Raw genomic sequence first — 17,663 nt, 5'->3', positions numbered from 1 at the left:
GCGCGCCCGCTGCCTGGCCGCGGCGGCGACCGTGCGGGCCCACGTCAAGGCGGTCCACGTCCGGCCCGCGCGGGCGGCGGCCCTGTGGGGCGGCTCGGCCGGTTTCGTCGTGCTGCACTGCGCGGCCCTGCTCGCCGTGGCCCGCGCGGTCGCCCTGCCCCTGCCCCCGGCCCTGGTCGCGCTGCTCTACCTCGCCGCGAGCGGCGCCGCCGCGCTGCTGCCGACGCCGGGCGGCGTCGGCTCCCTGGAGGCGGTGCTCGCCTTCGCGTTCACCACCGCCGGGGCGCCCGGCGCGGCCGCCGCCTCCGCCGTGCTCGGCTACCGGCTGCTGACGGTGTGGCTGCCCCTGCTGCCGGGCCTGGTGGTGCTCGCCGTCCTGGTCCGGCGCCGGGCACTGTGAGCAAAGCCCCCCACACCCTCCCCGCGCCCCCGCCTCACCCCCGCACCCCCACCTCCTTGCGCCACTTCACGAACTGCTTGTCCGCGTCGCCGGTGTACGCCCAGGGGGAGCGGGTGGCGCGCGGGCCGAGCATCCGGAACAGGGACGCGGCGATGTCGTGGGCGCCCGCGTGACAGGCCGCGTGCGCAAGGTGGTTGACGTCGCGCAGCTCGGCCGGTGACACGGCGGACCCGGCACGTCCCCTGATCCAGCGCTCCCAGGTCCGGCGCACGTCGCTGACGGCGCCGTCGTTGTTCCAGTGCTGCCCGAGCCCCACGGACGCCTGACCGCCGCGGGCCGAGTCCAGGGCGTAGCGGAACTCCTCGACGCGGGCGTACTGCACGAGCACCGGCAGCGGGCAGCCCGGCGGGGCCACTCCGGCGGCGTCGCGGGCGAAGTCGTACATCAGCCCGTGCGTGCCGTGCCAGCGCGAGGAGTAGTAGTGCAGCACCTGGAGGTGCCCCTCCATGCTGAACGGGTCGCGGCGGTGCAACTCGTCCCACCAGCGGGCCAGTTCCTGCCGCCGCACCCCCTGCGGATAGAGCCGGGCCACGGAGATCAGCGAGATCCACGGCGTCGGGTCGTCCGGACCGCGCTCGGCGGCCTGGAGGCACGACAGCACCGCCGTGTCGACGCGGCGCTGGTCGATGGGCACGCCCCGGCCCGCGGCGATGGCCATGTTGAACGCCCGCGCCGTCTCCGTCGCCGCCCGCAGCACCAGCGCGTCGGCGCCGTCCGGCTCGGCGGCCAGCCAGGACTCGGCCGTGGAACTGCCCGTGCACGCCTGGGCCAGCAGCCGGACCCGGTGGCCGCGCACCGCCCAGTCGGAGCCGGTCGCGCGCAGCAGTTCCCGCAGCCCCTGCCAGCGTCCGATGACGATGTCCTGGCGGGCCGAAGTGAGCGCGGCGTCACCGCAGTCGGGGTCGAAGTCGGGAGTGAAGCCGCGCCGGTAGGTGCCTCGCGCCATGGTGTGCCTCCCTCAGAAGTCGGTGGGAAGGCCCTCGTGGCCGGGGGCCGCCGAGTCCGCGGGAGCGGCGGCGACGTAGTCGGTCTCCACGGTGCGCGTGGCGTCGAGCCGGGCGGGCCGGTAGTAGTCGCTGCCCCTGCGCCAGTACCAGAGCATCGGGACCAGCCCGGCGGCCAGCCCGCCGATGCCGATCGCGATCGCGGAGTCGCTCAGCTCGCTCAGCGACTCGGCGAAGATCCAGAACATGAACAGCGCCCCGAACAGCGGCCACACGCCGCCCAGTACGAAGTCGCCGACCGAGCGCAGCAGCAGCTTGCGGTAGGCGACGACCGCGGCGAGCCCCGTCAGCCCGTAGTAGACGGCGATCTGGAGGCCGATCGCCGAGATGGCGTCGGAGAGGATGTCGCCCACCGTGCCCAGGGCGTTGGAGGCGATGAACATCGCCAGCGCCACCGCGCCGACCACCGCGACCGCCACCCACGGGGTGTTCCAGCGGCGGTGCACCCGGCCCAGCGACGACGGCATCGTACGGTCCCGGCCCATCGCGAACAGGGAGCGCGTGACCTGGATGAGCGTGGTCTCCAGGGTGGCGATGGTCGACAGCATCACCGCCACGATCAGCAGCTTGCCGCCCCAGCCGGGCCACACCTCCTCACCCAGCACCGCCAGCACGTTGGCCTCGTTCGCGCGGATCTGCTCCGAGGAGAGGATCACGTTCACCGCGATCGTGAAGACCTCGAACAGCAGGAAGACGACACCCACCCCGATCAGTCCCGCGAGGCCGGTCGTGCGGCGGGAGTCGCGGGTCTCCTCGCTGAGGTTGCTGGTGACGTCCCAGCCCCAGTAGTAGAACGCCGCGATCAGCGCCCCCGAGGCGAATCCCGAGACACCGTCGAAGGCGCCGAAGCCCAGCCAGGACCAGTCGAAGGCGCGGGCGCCCCCGGAGTGCAGCAGGGCGAGCACCACGAACAGCGCGAGGATCGCCAGTTCGACGCCGGACATGACGAGCTGCGCCCGCACGGTCAGCCGCGCCCCGCCCAGTACGACGAGCAGCATGATCAGGAACCAGCCGGCGCCCACGGCGGTCGACAGCGCGGTGTCGTCGGCGAGCCCCTCGTCGAACAGGGCCAGCGTCATCGAGCCGGCCGGCAGCGAGCCGGCCACCATGAAGATGGTCGCCGAGATCACCAGAGCCCAGCCGCTGACGAAACCGAGGAAGGGATGGAGCGTGCGGCCCACCCAGGAGTAACTGGCGCCCGCGTTCACGTCGATGCGGCTCAGCCGGCTGAACGCGAGCGCGATGCCCAGCATGGGTATCGCGCAGTACAGCAGGGCCGCCGGACTCGCCACGCCCACCGCCCCCACCAGGACCGCGGTGGTCGCGGCGATCGAGTAGGCGGGTGCGCTGCCGGCCACCGCCATCACGACCGTGTCGAACGTGCCGAGAACATTGGCCTGTAGCCCTCTGCCCCTGCTGTTGCTCATGGATGCGCTGCTTTCCGTCGTGCACGACGCGAGGGCCGACGGCCCCTGCGGCGTCAAGGGGGTGGGGGGTGGAACGACGTCGCGCACCGCGGAGGGATGACCTCGGGTCCGGGGCGTCCGAGAAGGGGTGGCGACACTGTACGCCCTTGTGTCGCCGGGCAGTCACTGCGTGTGCGCGAGTGATGAGGGCCACATTCCTTGAGCGTTCAAGGGCCGTGCGGTCTCCGCGGAGCGGAGCCTCGCGACGGCGTGGGCGAGGTGCCGGACGGGGTGGGCGGGCCCGTCGACCCCGTCCGGGCGACGCGCGGACCGGCCGGCCGGTCGCACCGGAAGAGGGGGCGCCCCGGCGCCACCGGGGACGGGACCGCGGCCGGTCCCGGCGCCGACGGCCGGGCGGCCGGGCGCGGCCTCGCCGCGACGCACCTCGTCGACGACGACGCCCCGCCCGAGCGCCGACGGGCGCCCGGCGGGGCGGTGAGCGGGCGGATCAGCCCCCGATGTGGTCGATCTGCCGCAGCCGGTTGGTGGCGTCCAGGGCGGCCACCTTGTAGGACTCGGCGAGCGTCGGATAGTTGAAGACGGCGTCGACCAGGTAGTCCACGGTGCCGCCGCAGCCCATCACGGACTGCCCGATGTGGATGAGCTCCGTGGCGCCGGTGCCGAAGCAGTGCACCCCGAGCAGCGTGCGGTCCTCGGGGGAGACGAGCAGTTTCAGCATGCCGTGCGAGTCGCCGATGATCTGCCCGCGGGCCAGCTCCCGGTAGCGGGACATGCCGACCTCGAACGGCACCCGGTCCTCGGTGAGCTGGTCCTCGGTCCGGCCCACGAAGCTGATCTCCGGGATGGTGTAGATGCCGATCGGCTGGAGGTGGTGCATCCGCCCGGCCGGCTCCCCGCAGGCGTGGTACGCCGCCGCCCTGCCCTGCTCCATCGAGGTCGCCGCCAGCGCGGGGAAGCCGATCACGTCGCCCACGGCGTAGATGTGCGGCACCTGGGTGCGGTAGTGCTCGTCGACCGTGATCCGCCCGCGCGCGTCCGCGGCCAGCCCCGCCCTGTCCAGGTCCAGCCCGTCGGTGAGCCCCTGCCGGCCCGCCGAGTACATCACCGCGTCGGCCGGGATCTTCTTGCCGCTCTCCAGCACGGTCAGCGTGCCGCGGGCGTGCCGCTCCACGGCGGCGACCGTCTCCCCGAAGCGGAAGGTGACCGCGAGGTCACGCAGGTGGTACTTGAGCGACTCGATCACCTCGACGTCGCACATGTCGAGCATCCCGGCGCGCTTCTCCACCACGGTGACCCTGCTGCCGAGCGCGGCGAACATCGACGCGTACTCCATGCCGATCACCCCGGCCCCGACGATGACCATGGAACTCGGAACCCGCTCCAGCGCCAGGACGTTGTCCGAGTTCATGATCGTCCTGCCGTCGAACTCCACGCTGTCCGGCCGCGCGGGCCGGGTGCCGGTGGCGATCACGACGTGCTCGGCGCTCAGCAGCCGCTCCCGGCCGGTGGCCTCGCGCAGGGCGACGGTGTGCGGGTCGGTGAAACGGCCGGTTCCCGCGAACAGGGCGACGTGGTTGCGGGCGAGCTGACTGCGGATGACGTCCACCTCGCGCCCGACCACGTGCTGGGTGCGCGCGGTCAGGTCGGCGACGGTGATGTCCTCCTTCAGGCGGTAGCTCTGGCCGTACAGATCGCGCTGGGTGAGGCCGGTCAGGTACAGCACCGCCTCCCGCATGGTCTTGGAAGGGACGGTCCCGGTGTGGAGGGAGACACCGCCGACCATGTCGGGGCGGTCGACCACGGCGACGCGGCGGCCGAGCTTGGCCGCCGCTATCGCGGCCTTCTGGCCACCCGGACCGGAACCGATGACGAGCATGTCGAAGTCGGGCACCCGAGGAGTCTGTCAGCGGGCGTCCGGTTCCGAAAGGGTGGGCGGGCCGTCATCGGGCGGGCCCGGTCTCCCGCGAAGGGGCGGGAACGGGGCGGACGGCGCGACGGCGGCCGGCAGTCGTGACGTCCCCGCGGTGGAAGGCGGGGGCGCCCGTCGCCGACAATGGGCGCATGGGCCGACGACTCGCCGACGTGAGCGCACCGGCCCGGCTGGCCGCCCCGGGCGAGGGCATCGGCCGGGACGAACTGGCGCTCGCCGCGCGCAACCACGGACTGCCGCTCGAGGCGATGCGCCACGACCTCACCCCGCCGGGCCTGCACTACGTCCTCACCCACTACGACATCCCCCACGTCCCCGACGGCACCCCCTGGCAGCTCACCCTGGGCGGCCGGGTACGCCGTCCGCTGCGGCTGGACCCGGCCGCGCTCAGGGACTTCCCGCAGGTCACCACCCGCGTCACGATGGAGTGCGCGGGCAACGGCCGGGCCCTGCTGACCCCCCGGCCGGTCAGCCAGCCCTGGCTCGTCGAGGCCGTCGGCACCGCCGAGTGGACGGGCGCACCGCTGCGCCTGCTGCTCGCCGAGGCGGGGGTGGCCCCCGACGCCGTGGACGTCGTGTTCACCGGGGCCGATCACGGTGTCGAGCGCGGTGTCGAACAGGACTACCGGCGCGCGCTGCCGCTGCGGGTGGCCGCGGGCGGCGACCCCGAGGTGCTGGTCGCGTACGCCATGAACGGCGGCCCGCTGCCGCCGCAGCACGGGCACCCGCTGCGGCTGGTCGTGCCCGGCTGGTACGGGATGGCGCACGTGAAGTGGCTGCGGGAGATCACCGTCGCGGCGGAGCCGTTCACGGGGTTCCAGCAGGCCGTCGCCTACCGGCTGCGCAGCCGCCCCGGGGACGAGGGCGAGCCCGTCACCCGCATCGTCCCGCGCGCCCTGCTCGTCCCGCCCGGCTTCCCCGACTTCATGACGCGGCGGCGGGTGCTGCGGCCCGGTCCGGTCGAGTTGGAGGGGCGTGCCTGGTCCGGGCAGGCGCCGGTGGTACGCGTCGAGGTCAGCACCGACGCGGGGCGCACCTGGCGGGAGGCGGAAGCGGCGGCGGACGACGGACACCGCTGGGCCTGGCGGCGCTGGCGTCACCGCTGGACGGCGAGACCGGGCGAGCACGTCCTCAGCGCGCGGGCCACCGACGCGGCGGGACACCGCCAGCCCCTGGAGCAGCCCTGGAACCGCGGGGGCTTCGCCAACAACCTCGTGCAGCGGGTTCCCGTGCTGTGCCTGGACGACGACGAGAACGGGCACGAAGGGGACGGGCACGACGAGAACGGGCACGAAGGGGACGGGCACGAAGGGAACGGGGGCGCGGGGGACGGCGTCGGCCGGGCCTGACGCGCGGGCGCGCGGGCCCGCCCCCGGGTGCCTGCGCGCACCCGGGGGCGACGTGGGGGCCGGGCGGGAGCCCGGCGGGGTCAGGGAAGCAGCTTCTCCAGGGCGCTGGGGCCCTCGGCGTCGAGCTTGCGCCTGGCCCACTCCAGGTTGCGCGGATTGAGGTCCTTGCCCGAGGCGAGCACGATGTCCTCGGGTGACACGTCGGTGCCGGTGCGGGCGTGGAGCAGGGCGTCCGGGGTGACGCGCTCCTCGGACGGCCCGGAGGCTTCGGGCTCGGATGTCGGCATCATCTCTGCTCCTCGGATCCGGATCACGGGGCGGGCCCGGTGGGGAAAACGGGTCTGCTAACACCATTCAACGCCGGAGCGCACCCTGCATCCGGAGGCTCCGCCCGCCCGCTCCGCACCGGCCCGCCGGCCGCGGCCCGCTCAGCTCTCGAAGGGCGTCAGGGTGAGCCTGATCCCGGTCGGCGCCGTGTCCTGGATGTAGGACGCGAAGTCGGCCACGTCGTCGAAGGCGAAACCGTACGCCTTGCCGTCCTCGGTCGCCGCGTGCATGGCCGCGGCGTAGTGGTTGGTCAGCGCGGTCCTGTAGAACGCGGCCGGGTCCGTCGTGGGCTGCGCGGGGTTGCTGAGCAGCGTGGTGCGGTTGAAGCCCGCGCCGAGGACGGCGGCGACGGGGCCGGTCGTCCCGTCGTTCGGGGCGGCCAGACTGCCGTCGCAGAACAGCACGTCCCGGGTCGACGGCCGGGCGAACGACACCTGCGCGGGGCCGTCGAAGGTGAAGCGGTCGCCGCGCACCCGCCCGGTGAACGTCCCCGCGTTGGTGGTGACGGTCAGGTCGCGCCCGGTGTACGTGCTCCACACCTCGTCGACGTACGGGGCGAAGTAGTCCTTCGCGAACAGGCCCGCGTCCAGGCCGTGGCCCGGGGCGATGACCCGGGTGTCGTCCACGACCAGCCGCGAGAAGCCCTCCGCCGCGCGCACCGCGGCGAAGGCGGCGGCCCGGCCGCCGGACCGCAGCGTGCCCGTCGTCTGGTCCCCGGCCCCGGTCAGCCGGATGCTCATCGGCACGCTGAACATGTCGACCATGGTGGTGTTGCAGAACATGCCGGCGGCGTTGAAGGTGAACTCCGCGCAGTCGTGCACGACCGGGTAGTTGGGGTCGGAGGAGACCCAGCCGGCCGGGTACTGGAGCGCGGCGTTGCCGTTGGCGTCCGCGACGGCCTTGAACTTCAGCTTCGCACCCAGCGACACGTAGATCCGGCCGGACATCCGGGGCAGGGAGAGCCGGGTCTCGCCGCTGCCGGACAGGGCGATGGCGTAGTCGGTGAAGCCGTCGGCGCCGTTGTCCGCGAGGGCGATCGGGGCGAGCGTGCCCTCGGGGGTGACACGGACCTGACGGCCGTCCTGGTTGCCGACGATGTAGAGGTGCACGTTCGCGTTGCCGAAGGAACCGCTGCCGTTGACGATCGTCAGCGGCAGCGTGTCCGCCGCCGTGGGGGAGGCGGCGTCCGCGGAGGTGTCGGCGAGGGCGTACGGGGCCACGGTCGCGACGGCGGGAACGGCCACCGCCGCCCCGCCGAGGGCGAACAGCATCCTGCGGCGGCCGAGGTGACGCTGGTGACGGGAAGTCATGTGGGGGGTCTCCCGGAGTGCTCGTGCGGGTGCTGGGCCGCAGGGACGGCGACGCGCTGTGAGAGCGCTCTCAGCAAGGAGCCCGCCGCCCCCGACGGACCCCAGATGCTACGCACCGGTCCCGGGTCAGCCAATGGGGCGGCATCGTGGTGAAACGGCTCTGAGCTGCGAAGATCGGAACACCCATGAAATGGTCACCACTGTTTAACCCTCACCTAAGGCTTCTTTAAGTCGCAGACACCGACTGAGAGCGCTCCCCGTCGCTGTCCGTCGCGGGACGGGCACGGCACGTCGTGACCGGGAACCGGTGAAAAGCCGTGCCGGTGCCGCGCAGGAGCACGCACCGTGCGGCCCCACGCCCCGGCGGACGCGCCGGAGGCCGGGGCGTGGGGCCGCGCCAGGACCCCGGCCGGTCGCCCGGTGCGGGGGTCAGGCGCCGCTGTCCAGCAGGGCCTCCGCCTCCGCCAGGATCTCCGTCACCCGCAGCGCGAACCCCGCGTCACAGGCGTGCACGCGCCCCGTGCGGGCGGCGTCGAGGAGCGCGTCCGTGGCGCGGACCAGGGCGGACACCGCGTTCTCGGTGCTCTCCGGGAGCACCGCCACTCCGGACGTCCCGCGCAGTTCCACGGTCGCGCCGGCCGCCGCGGGCGGCGCCGTCAGGCTCAGGGTCAGGGTGCTGGACGCGCCCCCGACATGGTCCAGCACGACATGCGCGGTGTCGCCCGGCCCGTGCGCGGCCGCCGCCACGCGCCGCACGTCCCCGAGGGCGGGCAGCAGGACCGACAGGGCATGCGGGCCCACGTCCCACAGCGCGCCCTTCTCCCGGCGCCACGGGGTCGCGAACGGATTGCCGTCCTCGCTGAACACCGCCCCCAGCCACTGCGCGCGCCCGGTGAACCAGCCGTCCGTGGCGGCCTGTTCGGTCACCCACGCCTGCGTGCGGGACTGGAAGCGCGTGGTGAAGAAGACCACCGAGGCCACCCCGGCCTCCTCCACCGCGTCCACGACGGCACGGGCCTGCCGCACCGTCGGCGCGAGCGGCTTGTCGAGCAGCAGATGGCGGCCCGCCCGCGCGGCACGCACCGCGAGGTCGGCCTGGACCGCCGGGGGCAGCGCCACGGCCACCGCGTCCACGTCGGCCAGCAGCGCGTCCACGTCGTCGTAGGCCCGCACGCCGTACGTGCCGGCCAACTCCTCGGTGGGGCCGGTACGGCGGCCCCACACACCGGCGAAGTCCACCTCGCCGTGCGCGTGCAGGGCGGGGGCGTGGGCCATCTGGGCCCAGGGGCCGGTGCCGAGCAGTCCGATGCGCATACCGCCGCCTTTCGCGATGACGAGTCGTCCGGGACCGGCGACGGCCGGTCGGTCACCGGCCGGCCGGCCGAGGGCGAGCGTGTCACACCGCCCGTGCCCCGGCGCAACCGGATGAGGCGGCGACCTGCGCAGCGGACTGCTCGGCCCGGATTCAGTGGCCGTGTCGCTGAATGCGTTCTCCTTCTTCTATTGGACCTCTCGGGCCGGGACGGCCAGGCTGGTGTCGTCGCGGTCCGCGCTCGGGCGGTGGACCGACGACGACGTTGCCCGCGCGACAGCCGAGAAGAGGTCACGGACCCATGCACATCCGCCGCATCGGGGAGGTCGAGGTCGGCGCGATCGGCCTGGGCGCGATGCCCCTGTCCATCGAGGGGCGGCCGGACGAGGCCCGCTCCCTCGCCACCGTCCACGCCGCGCTCGACGCGGGCGTGACCCTCGTCGACACCGCGGACGCCTACCACCGCGACGCCGGCGAGGCCGGCCACAACGAGACCCTGATCGCCAAGGCCCTCGCCACCCACGAACGCGGCAAGGACGTGCTCGTCGCCACCAAGGGCGGCCATCTGCGCCCCGGCGACGGCAGGTGGACCCTGGACGGCAGCCCCCGGCACCTGAAGGCGGCCTGCGAGGCGTCCCTGCGCCGGCTCGGCGTCGAGGCCATCGGGCTCTACCAGTTCCACCGCCCCGACCCCGCGGTCCCCTACGCCGAGTCGCTCGGCGCCGTACGCGACCTGCTCGACGAGGGCAAGATCCGCATGGCCGGGATCTCCAACGCCGACCCCGGGCAGATCCGGCAGGCGAACGACATCCTGGGCGGCCGGCTGGTCTCCGTGCAGAACCAGTTCTCCCCGGCGTTCCGCTCCAGCGAGCGGGAGCTGCGCCTGTGCGACGAACTCGGGGTGGCGTTCCTCCCCTGGAGCCCGCTCGGCGGCATCTCCCGTGCCGCCGCGCTGGGTTCCGCCCACGCCCCCTTCGCGCGGATCGCCGAGAGCCACGGCGTGAGCCCCCAACGGGTCTGCCTGGCCTGGATGCTCGCCAAGTCGCCGGTGGTCGTGCCGATCCCCGGAGCGAGCCGCCCGGAGACGATCCGGGACTCGGTCGCCGCGGCCGGCCTCGTGCTCGGCGCCGGCGAACTCGCGGAGCTGGACGCCGCGTAGCCACCGCGCCCGGCGGGTGTCCGCGGCGCCCTCGTCATCGGCTTCATCCGGCCGGCGTCCGGCGGCTGCCGCTCGACGGCACGGCCCCGGCTGCCGCACGGCCGTACGACCTTCGTCGTGGCCCACCGCCTGCCCGCCGTGCGGACCGGATCGTGGTGAGGGGCGACGGCGGCGTCCTGGAGATCGGCACCCACGGCGAACTCCCGCGCCGCGACGGGGCGTACGCGGCCCCGCACGGCGGTCACGTCGCCTGACGCGCCCCGGCCGCGTGCCGCGGGCGCCCGTCCAGCCGGGCAACGGAGCGGTAACGGCGGGCAACCCGCGGGTGTCCGATCAGGTCTAGTCCGCCATGAGAATCTCCTTTCTGCTCCACAACGCCTACGGGATCGGAGGCACCATCACCACCACCTTCAACCTGGCGGGCGCGCTCGCCGACCGGCACGAGGTGGAGATCGTCTCCGCCCTGCGCCACCGTGAACGCCCGAACGCCGCGCTGGACCCGAAGGTGGCCTTACGGCCGCTGGTGGACCTGCGCCACGAGAAGGAACACCCCCTGCACCTCAGACCGGCGCGGGTGTTCCCCGCCGCCGAGTACCGGCACCGGCAGTACAGCGAGCTGACCGACGAACGGATCGGCGACCACCTCGCGCGCACCGGGGCCGACGTCGTGATCGGCACCCGGCCCGGACTCAACGTGCACCTCGCGCGCCAGGCGCCGGACCATGTGATCCGCATCGGGCAGGAGCATCTGACCCTCGACAACCACCCGCCGCGGCTGCGCACCGAACTGCGCCGGGCCTACCGCCGGCTCGACGCGCTCACCACGGTCACCGAGGCCGACGCCGCCGCCTACCGGCGCAAGATGCGGCTGCCCGGCGTCCGCGTGGAGGCGCTGCCCAACAGCGTCCCCGATCCGGTGCTGCCCGCCGCGGACGGCACCGCCAAGGTGATCGTCGCGGCCGGCCGGCTGGTCCCGGTGAAGCGGTACGACCTGCTCGTCGAGGCGTTCGCGCGCGTCGCCGCCCAGTACCCGGACTGGCAGCTGCGCATCTACGGCAAGGGCGAGGAGCACGACCGGCTGCGCGCGCTCATAGCCCGGGTCGGACTGAGCAACAACGCCTTCCTGATGGGCGCCGCGACCCCGATGGAGGGCGAGTGGGTCAAAGGCTCGATCGCGGCGACCGCCGCCGACTTCGAGCCCTTCGGCATGACCATCGTCGAGGCCATGCGCTGCGGGCTGCCCGTGGTGAGCACCGACTGCCCGCACGGCCCCGCCGAGATCATCGAGCACGGCGCCGACGGCCTGCTGGTCCCGGTCGGCGACCGCGACGCCCTCGGCGACGCGCTCCTGGACCTCGTGCGCGACGGCGAACGCCGCGCGCTCATGGGCCGTACCGCCCGGGAGAACGCGCGCCGCTACGCGCCCGCCCCCGTCGTGGCACAGGTCGAGCGGCTGATCGAGGCGGCGCGCGCGGCCCGCGCGGGCGACCGCCCGCCGCCGGGCCCACCGGGCGGCGACCGCCTGCGACAGGCCCTGGTCAGCCGGGGATTCGCCGCACGCGACACCGCGTACGCCCTGGCGTCCGGCGCGCTGCGCACCGTACGGAAGGGACGCCCGTGAGCACCACCGACGAGAGCGCGGGCACGGCACCGGCCGCCGCGCCGCAGGCCGCCTGCACCGCCGACGCCGACGGCCGCATCACCTTCCGCGTCCCGGCACCGGCCGGACCCGCACCCGAACTCCTGCTGCGGCTGCGCCCCAAGAAGGGCCGGCCCGAGACCACCGTGCACACCCTGCCCCTGCGGCCCGGCGGCGACGCGGACCTGCGCGCCGTGCTGGAGACCCGGCCCGTCCTCGACGAGGGCCGCTGGGACCTCCACCTGGTGCCCGGACCCGGCGCCGCACGGCAGCGGCTGCGCCCCGGCCTGCGCGACCTGCGGGACCTGGTGGCCGGACACCTGCGGGAGCGCCCGTCCCCGGTGGCCGTGCGCGTCCCGTACGTCACCAGGGACGGCCATCTCGCGCTGCGCGCCTGGCTGCGCCCCGCGCACGCCGAGGTGGACACCGTCGAGATCACCGGCGCCGCCCTGACCGTGCGGGCCCGGCTGCACGGGGCCGCGCTCACCGGGGACGCCGCCCTGCGGCTGCGCCCACGCGGCGGGAAGGGCACCGCGCTGACCGTCCCCGTGCGCGGCGGACCCGACGGGCGGGGCTTCACCTGCACCGTCGACCTCGCGGAGGCCGCGGCGACCGGCACGGGCGAAAGCCCCGTCCTGGACGTCCTCCTCGACGGGGCCGCGTCGGCCGGCGGCCCGGCGGCCCCGATCCGGCTCGGCCGGCTCCTCGACGACATCGCCGACCGCAAGGAGGTCTTCGTCTTCCCGGCCGCCCCGGTGGGCCGGCGCACCGTACGCCCCTACTACACCGTCGACAACGACCTGTCCCTGGAGACCCGCCCGAGCGGCTGACGCCCGCGGTCCGGTGCCCTCCCGACGTGGCCCGGCCCCGGCTTCGGGCCGGGCACGCAAACCCGCGAACCGCCGCGTGAGCGGCCGTCGCGGACGGCGGGCGCCGCGACGGCCGAACAAGCCACCGGGCGAAGGTGGTTGAACGGCGCGTGCGTCCGCCGGTGTCCGGCCCGCGCGGTGCGCCCACCGGCCCGGACGCCCCGCGCGCACGGACGCGCGGGCCCCCGGGCGGCGCCGGGAAATCGCCAAATCCGCGGCGGAAGCCGTCCGGACGCCGCCGGAGCCTTGAAGGCCCGCGTCCGCGTCTGCTTGTGTTGCGCACCGACGGCCGCCGACCGGCGGTCTCCTGGGGGGAATGGGTTCTGTGCTGGGACGACGGGGGCATGAGCGTGCCCCGCGACAGCGGTGCGCGCCGACGCGCGGGGAGCGGCCGGAGCGGATGACCGGGGACCACCGCGGCCGGGGCGCGACGACGGGGGATCACCGCGGCCGGGGCGCAACGACGGGGGACCACCCGCAGGCGCCCCGGCGCGCACGCGGCGCCCGCGCCCTGCGCCGCCGGCGGGAACTGCCGGAACCGGGCGGCGCGCCCGGCCGCTGAACCGGCGATCAGCCGTCCGCGTCCCGCACCCCCCACCCTTCCTGCAGACCAGGGGAAGCCGCATGAGGTACTTCCGTCTGCTCGTCCTGGGCAACGGCATCTCGGCGTACGGCAGTTACCTGAACATGGTGGCGCTGAACGTCTACGTCTACGACGCCACGTCGAGCGCGCTGGCCGCCGGCCTGTTCATGGCCGTGCGGCTCGCGACCAGTGTCGTCTCCGGCTGGGTCAGCGGCCGGCTCGTCTCCGTCCACGACCGCAAGCGCCTGATGGTGGGCGCCGACCTGGGCCAGGCCGCGGCGCTGCTGACCCTGCTGATCGTCCCGGACGCCGGCCGGGTCGGACTGCTCTACGCGCTCGCCGTGATCACCGGCGGCTGCTCGACGCTGTCCCAGGTCGCGCTGCGCAGCAGCATCCCGGAGATCGTCGGAGCGGAACACCGGGTACGCGCCAACGGCCTTCTGGTGACCGGCCGTTCACTCGCCATGATCGCCGGGTTCGCCTCCTCGGGTCTGGTGGTGGCGCAGTTCGGCTACTCGGTCGCGTTCGCCCTGGACGCCGCGACGTTCCTGGTCTCCGCGACGGTGCTGTTCCTGCTGCCCGTGCGCACCAGGGCGGCCACCGAGGGCGAGGGCGGCGGTCCTGCGGGCTCCTCGGGCGCCGCCCGCTGGACGGCACGGATGCTGCTGGCCACCGCCCCGGTACTGATGGCCATGATCGCCGTACGGGCGGTGGACGGGCTCGGCTCCTCCTCGCACAACGTGGCCCTGCCGATCTACTCCAGCGGCCTCGACCCTGCGCATCCGGCCACCTTCATCAGCCAGTTCTGGGCCACCTGGGCGATCGGCAACATCGTCGCCCAGCAGGTCGTCGGCCGCGTCACCAGGAAGACCGGACGCACCCCGGGGGAGCGGGCGTTCGCGCTCGGGGCCTGCGTGATGTCGGCCGGGTTCATCCTCGTGTTCAGCGGACTGCCCACCGTGCCCGCCGTGATCGCCGCCCTCGTCGCGGGCGCCGCCGACGGATTCACCGAGATCGTCTACGTCTCACGGCTCCAGACCGCCCCCGACGCGCAGCGCGGCCGCCTGTTCGGACTGTCCGCCTCGGCCGAGAACACCGGCTTCGGACTCGGCATGCTCGTCAGCGGCGCCCTGCTGGAGAGGTTCTCCCCGCTCCAGGTCGTCGCCGCCTTCCAGGGTCTGGCGATCGTGCTGTGCACGGCCCTGCTGGTGGCGCTCACCGTCCGCCGCTCCCGCGATGGCGCGCTCCCCACGCGGACCGCCCCCCGGGACGCTCCCGCGGTCAAGGAAGGACAGGGCTGATGGCCACCGGTACCCCCGACCTCAGAACGGCCGTCATCGGCATGGCATTTCGGCTGCCGGGCGCCGACACCCCCGAGGAGCTGTGGCGCGCCGTGCGCGACGGCACCGACTGCGTCACCCGGTTCACCGAGGACGAACTGCGCGCCGCCGGAGTGCCCGCCGAGGAGTACCGCGCCCCCGACTTCGTCGGCGCCTCCGGCGTGGTCCACGGCATCGAGGGCTTCGACGCCCAGCACTTCGCGATGAGCGCCCGCGAGGCCCGCACCACCGACCCCCAGCAGCGCATGTTCCTGGAGTGCTCCCAGCACGCCCTGGAGAACGCCGGCTACCCCGGCGAGCGCGACGGCACCCGCGTCGGCGTCTACGCCAGCACCGGATACCACCTCTACAGCCTCCAGAGCTACCTCCTCAACAACGTCCTGCCCGACCGGCCCGTGACGGACTGGGTGGCGGGCCTCCAGGCCACGGTCGGCAACTACGCCGACTTCGCCGCCACCCGGGTCGCCTACCGGCTCGGCCTGACCGGGCCCGCCCTCAACGTCCAGACCGGGTGCTCCAGTTCGCTGGTCGCCGTGCAGACCGCCGCCCAGGCCCTGGCCCTGGGCGACTGCGACATCGCGCTCGTCGGCGCCGCCGCCGTCCATGTCCCGCAGGTCCTCGGCTACCGCTACGTCAAGGGCTCGATCCTCTCCAGGTCCGGGCGGCTGCGCGCCTTCGACGCGGCGGCGGACGGCACCGTCGGCGGCACCGGCGTCCTGGCCGTCGTACTGAAACCCCTGGAGCGCGCCCGCGCCGACGGCGACACCGTCCACGGGGTGATCCTCGGCTGGGGCGTCAACAACGACGGCGCCGGGAAGAAGGCGTTCAGCGCGCCGAGCCCCCAGGGGCAGCGCGAGGCCGTCCGGCAGGCCCTGCGGCGCTCGGGCGTCCCCGCGCACACCATCGGCTACCTGGAGACCCACGGCACCGGCACCCTCAAGGGCGACCCGATCGAGTTCGACGGCGCCGCCGCCGCCCACCGCGAGGAGAGCGACCGCACCGGCTACTGCGCCCTCGGCTCGGTCAAGGCCAACATCGGCCACCTGGACGCCGCCTCCGGACTCGCCGGCCTCGTCAAGACCCTGCTCGTCCTCCAGCACGGCGTCATCCCGCCGATGGCGAACTTCAGCGCGCCCAACCCCGCCCTCGCCCTCGACGGCAGCCCTTTCTACATCCCCCGCACGGCCCGCCCCTGGCCGCCGGGCGACACACCCCGCCGGGCCGCCGTCACCTCCCTCGGCGTCGGCGGCACCAACGTCCACCTCGTCCTCGAACAGGCCCCCGAGCCCGCGCCCCGCGCCCCGGCCCCCGCCGCCCCGCCCGACGTCCTGCTCGTGTCCGGCAGCACCGAGGCCGCCCTCGCCGACAACGCGCGCGCCCTGCGCGACCGATTACGCCGCTCCCCCACACCCCGCCCGGCCGACCTGGTCACCACCGCCGCCCTCGGCCGCACCCACGGCCGCCACCGCCTCGCCGCCCGCGGCACCGGCCCCGCCGCACTCGCCGACGCCCTCGACGCCTGGCTCGCCACGGGCACCGCGGCCCGCGTGACGACCGGGACCAGGCCCGGCGAGGGCCACGCGCGCGTGGCCTTCCAGTTCACCGGGCAGGGCAGCCACCACCCCGGCACGGCCGCCGCGCCGTACGCGCGCTTCCCCGTCGTACGCGACGTGCTCGACACCTGCGAACGGCAGTACCGCGCACTCACCGGAGCCTCCCTCGCCGGCGTGCTGCACGGCCGCGACGACGGCCCGGCGGGGGACACCGACACCGCCCAGCCCGCCCTCTTCGCCCTCCAGTGCGCCCTCGTGGACCTGTGGCGCGAGACCGGCGTGGCGCCGCACACGGTGACCGGGCACAGCGTCGGCGAGTACGCCGCCCTGTACGCGGCCGGGGCGCTGTCACTCGGCGACGGACTGCGGCTGACCGCCGAGCGGGGCCGGCTGATGCAGCGCCGCTGCGCCCCGGGCGCCATGGCGGCCGTGCCCCTGGACCGGGAGGCGGCCCTCGCCCTGGCCGCCGAAGTACCGGGCCTGGAGGCCGCCGTGACCAACGGCGAGCGCTCCCACGTGCTCGCCGGTCCGGTCACCGCCGTCGACCGGGCCTGCGCACTGCTGGACGCGCGCGGCGTCCCGTCCCGGCGCCTGCCGGTGGCCCGCGCCTTCCACACCGCGCTGATGGACCCCGTGCTGGAGGAGTTCGGCAAGGTCCTCGCCGACGCCTCCTTCCGCCCGGTGCGGATCCCCTTCGTCAGCGCGCTGGACGGGGTGGAGCGCCCGCCCGGCTGGACCCCGGACGCCGCCCACCTCGTACGGCACACGCGCGAGGCCGTCCGCTACGACCGGGCCCTGCGCACCGTCGGCGCCGGGCGCCCCGACGCCCTCGTGGAGATCGGACCGCACACCGCCCTCAGCGGCCTGGCCCGCAGGGCCCTGCCCGGGACGCCGGCCCTGCCCTCGCTGCGCCGCGGCACCGGGCTCGACGCCCTGTGGGGCGCCGCCGCCGGACTGCACTGCGCGGGCGCGGACCTCGACTGGCGGGTCCTGCTCGCGGGCTGCGACGGCCGGCGCGTCCCGCTGCCCGGATACCGGTTCCAGCACCGGGACCACTGGACGGGGCCGCGGTTGACGGCCCGGAGCACAGCGACAGCAGCGAGAGAGGGAGCCGAAGTGGTTCAGCAGCACGCAGCGCTCACGCGCGTACTCCACGGTGTCGTCGAGGCGACGGCACGGCACCTCGGTGAGGAGCCCGCGGCGGTCCACCCGGACGCGTCGTTCTTCGACCTCGGCGCCGACTCGCTCCAGATGATCAGCGTGCTGCGGGAGTTGGAGCAGGAGCACCGGGTCAAGGTGACGATGCGGCAGCTGTTCGAGGAGACCGGGACACCGCGCAGGCTCGCCGAGTTCATCGTGGCGCGCGGGGCGGAGCGGGTCGGCGAGCCCGCCGCGCGGGAG

13 protein-coding genes are annotated in these 17,663 nt (G+C 74.8%); 7 read left to right on the top strand and 6 right to left on the bottom strand.

Features of this window, described 5'->3' with window-relative positions; translation table 11 throughout:
- The coding region (locus SZN_RS27155; RefSeq protein ID WP_007501065.1) for a lysylphosphatidylglycerol synthase domain-containing protein at positions 1-400 on the top strand (400 nt) is incomplete at its 5' end.
- 34 nt (positions 401-434) lie between these two features.
- Here SZN_RS27155 and SZN_RS27150 read toward each other — a convergent pair.
- From SZN_RS27150 to sthA, 3 genes are all read right to left on the bottom strand, one after another.
- Positions 435-1,406, bottom strand: a complete 972-nt coding sequence (locus tag SZN_RS27150) for a hypothetical protein (protein WP_007501063.1) — start codon at positions 1,404-1,406, stop codon at positions 435-437.
- A gap of 12 nt (positions 1,407-1,418) precedes the next feature.
- A complete protein-coding gene (locus tag SZN_RS27145; RefSeq protein ID WP_043733375.1) occupies positions 1,419-2,891 on the bottom strand; it encodes an APC family permease in 1,473 nt (490 codons plus the stop codon).
- 487 nt (positions 2,892-3,378) lie between these two features.
- Positions 3,379-4,782 (bottom strand): Si-specific NAD(P)(+) transhydrogenase, encoded by a 1,404-nt coding sequence (sthA, locus tag SZN_RS27140; protein WP_007501059.1) that lies wholly within the window; start codon positions 4,780-4,782, stop codon positions 3,379-3,381.
- Positions 4,783-4,952: 170 nt separating this feature from the next.
- Here sthA and SZN_RS27135 point away from each other — a divergent pair, with 170 nt between their 5' ends.
- Positions 4,953-6,170: a molybdopterin-dependent oxidoreductase gene (locus tag SZN_RS27135; RefSeq protein ID WP_007501047.1), complete on the top strand. Its 1,218-nt coding sequence runs from the start codon at positions 4,953-4,955 to the stop codon at positions 6,168-6,170.
- Between the two features lie 80 nt (positions 6,171-6,250).
- Here the strand turns inward: SZN_RS27135 and SZN_RS27130 are convergent, their stop codons facing one another.
- From SZN_RS27130 to SZN_RS27120, 3 genes are all read right to left on the bottom strand, one after another.
- Positions 6,251-6,457 (bottom strand): hypothetical protein, encoded by a 207-nt coding sequence (locus tag SZN_RS27130; protein WP_043733377.1) that lies wholly within the window; start codon positions 6,455-6,457, stop codon positions 6,251-6,253.
- A gap of 141 nt (positions 6,458-6,598) precedes the next feature.
- Positions 6,599-7,807, bottom strand: a complete 1,209-nt coding sequence (locus tag SZN_RS27125) for a beta-1,3-glucanase family protein (protein ID WP_007501032.1) — start codon at positions 7,805-7,807, stop codon at positions 6,599-6,601.
- Between the two features lie 429 nt (positions 7,808-8,236).
- Complete coding sequence (locus tag SZN_RS27120; RefSeq protein WP_007501030.1) at positions 8,237-9,121, bottom strand: Gfo/Idh/MocA family protein; 885 nt, start codon at positions 9,119-9,121, stop codon at positions 8,237-8,239.
- Between the two features lie 299 nt (positions 9,122-9,420).
- Here SZN_RS27120 and SZN_RS27115 point away from each other — a divergent pair, with 299 nt between their 5' ends.
- The 5 genes from SZN_RS27115 to SZN_RS27095 all read left to right on the top strand — a co-directional run.
- Positions 9,421-10,278, top strand: coding sequence for an aldo/keto reductase (locus SZN_RS27115; protein WP_007501028.1), 858 nt, complete (start codon positions 9,421-9,423; stop codon positions 10,276-10,278).
- Positions 10,279-10,627: 349 nt separating this feature from the next.
- On the top strand, positions 10,628-11,899 hold the full coding sequence (locus tag SZN_RS27110) for a glycosyltransferase family 4 protein (protein WP_007501025.1): 1,272 nt from the start codon (positions 10,628-10,630) through the stop codon (positions 11,897-11,899).
- Entirely contained in the window at positions 11,896-12,747 is an 852-nt protein-coding gene (locus SZN_RS27105) for a hypothetical protein (protein WP_007501024.1), read from the top strand. The genes SZN_RS27110 and SZN_RS27105 overlap by 4 nt, the downstream gene beginning before the upstream one ends.
- Before the next feature lie 663 nt (positions 12,748-13,410).
- Positions 13,411-14,670 carry an MFS transporter gene (locus tag SZN_RS27100; RefSeq protein WP_007501023.1) on the top strand — a complete coding sequence of 420 codons (1,260 nt, stop codon included), beginning with the start codon at positions 13,411-13,413 and terminating at the stop codon, positions 14,668-14,670.
- The coding region (locus SZN_RS27095; protein WP_007501022.1) for a type I polyketide synthase at positions 14,670-17,663 on the top strand (2,994 nt) is incomplete at its 3' end. The genes SZN_RS27100 and SZN_RS27095, both read left to right, overlap by 1 nt.

Origin of the sequence: Streptomyces zinciresistens K42, from assembly GCF_000225525.1 — a bacterium.
GTDB classification, from domain to species: domain Bacteria; phylum Actinomycetota; class Actinomycetes; order Streptomycetales; family Streptomycetaceae; genus Streptomyces; species Streptomyces zinciresistens.
The sequence above is the reverse complement of the archived record's forward strand: the minus strand, read 5'-3'. Positions and strand labels throughout refer to the sequence as shown.

Coding starts and splice junctions, on each gene's coding strand:
- SZN_RS27150 (WP_007501063.1), bottom strand. CDS start 1,406: ATGGCGCGAGGCACCTACCGGCGCGGCTTCACTCCCGACTTCGACCCC.
- SZN_RS27145 (WP_043733375.1), bottom strand. CDS start 2,891: ATGAGCAACAGCAGGGGCAGAGGGCTACAGGCCAATGTTCTCGGCACG.
- SZN_RS27135 (WP_007501047.1), top strand. CDS start 4,953: ATGGGCCGACGACTCGCCGACGTGAGCGCACCGGCCCGGCTGGCCGCC.
- SZN_RS27130 (WP_043733377.1), bottom strand. CDS start 6,457: ATGCCGACATCCGAGCCCGAAGCCTCCGGGCCGTCCGAGGAGCGCGTC.
- SZN_RS27125 (WP_007501032.1), bottom strand. CDS start 7,807: ATGACTTCCCGTCACCAGCGTCACCTCGGCCGCCGCAGGATGCTGTTC.
- SZN_RS27120 (WP_007501030.1), bottom strand. CDS start 9,121: ATGCGCATCGGACTGCTCGGCACCGGCCCCTGGGCCCAGATGGCCCAC.
- SZN_RS27115 (WP_007501028.1), top strand. CDS start 9,421: ATGCACATCCGCCGCATCGGGGAGGTCGAGGTCGGCGCGATCGGCCTG.
- SZN_RS27110 (WP_007501025.1), top strand. CDS start 10,628: ATGAGAATCTCCTTTCTGCTCCACAACGCCTACGGGATCGGAGGCACC.
- SZN_RS27100 (WP_007501023.1), top strand. CDS start 13,411: ATGAGGTACTTCCGTCTGCTCGTCCTGGGCAACGGCATCTCGGCGTAC.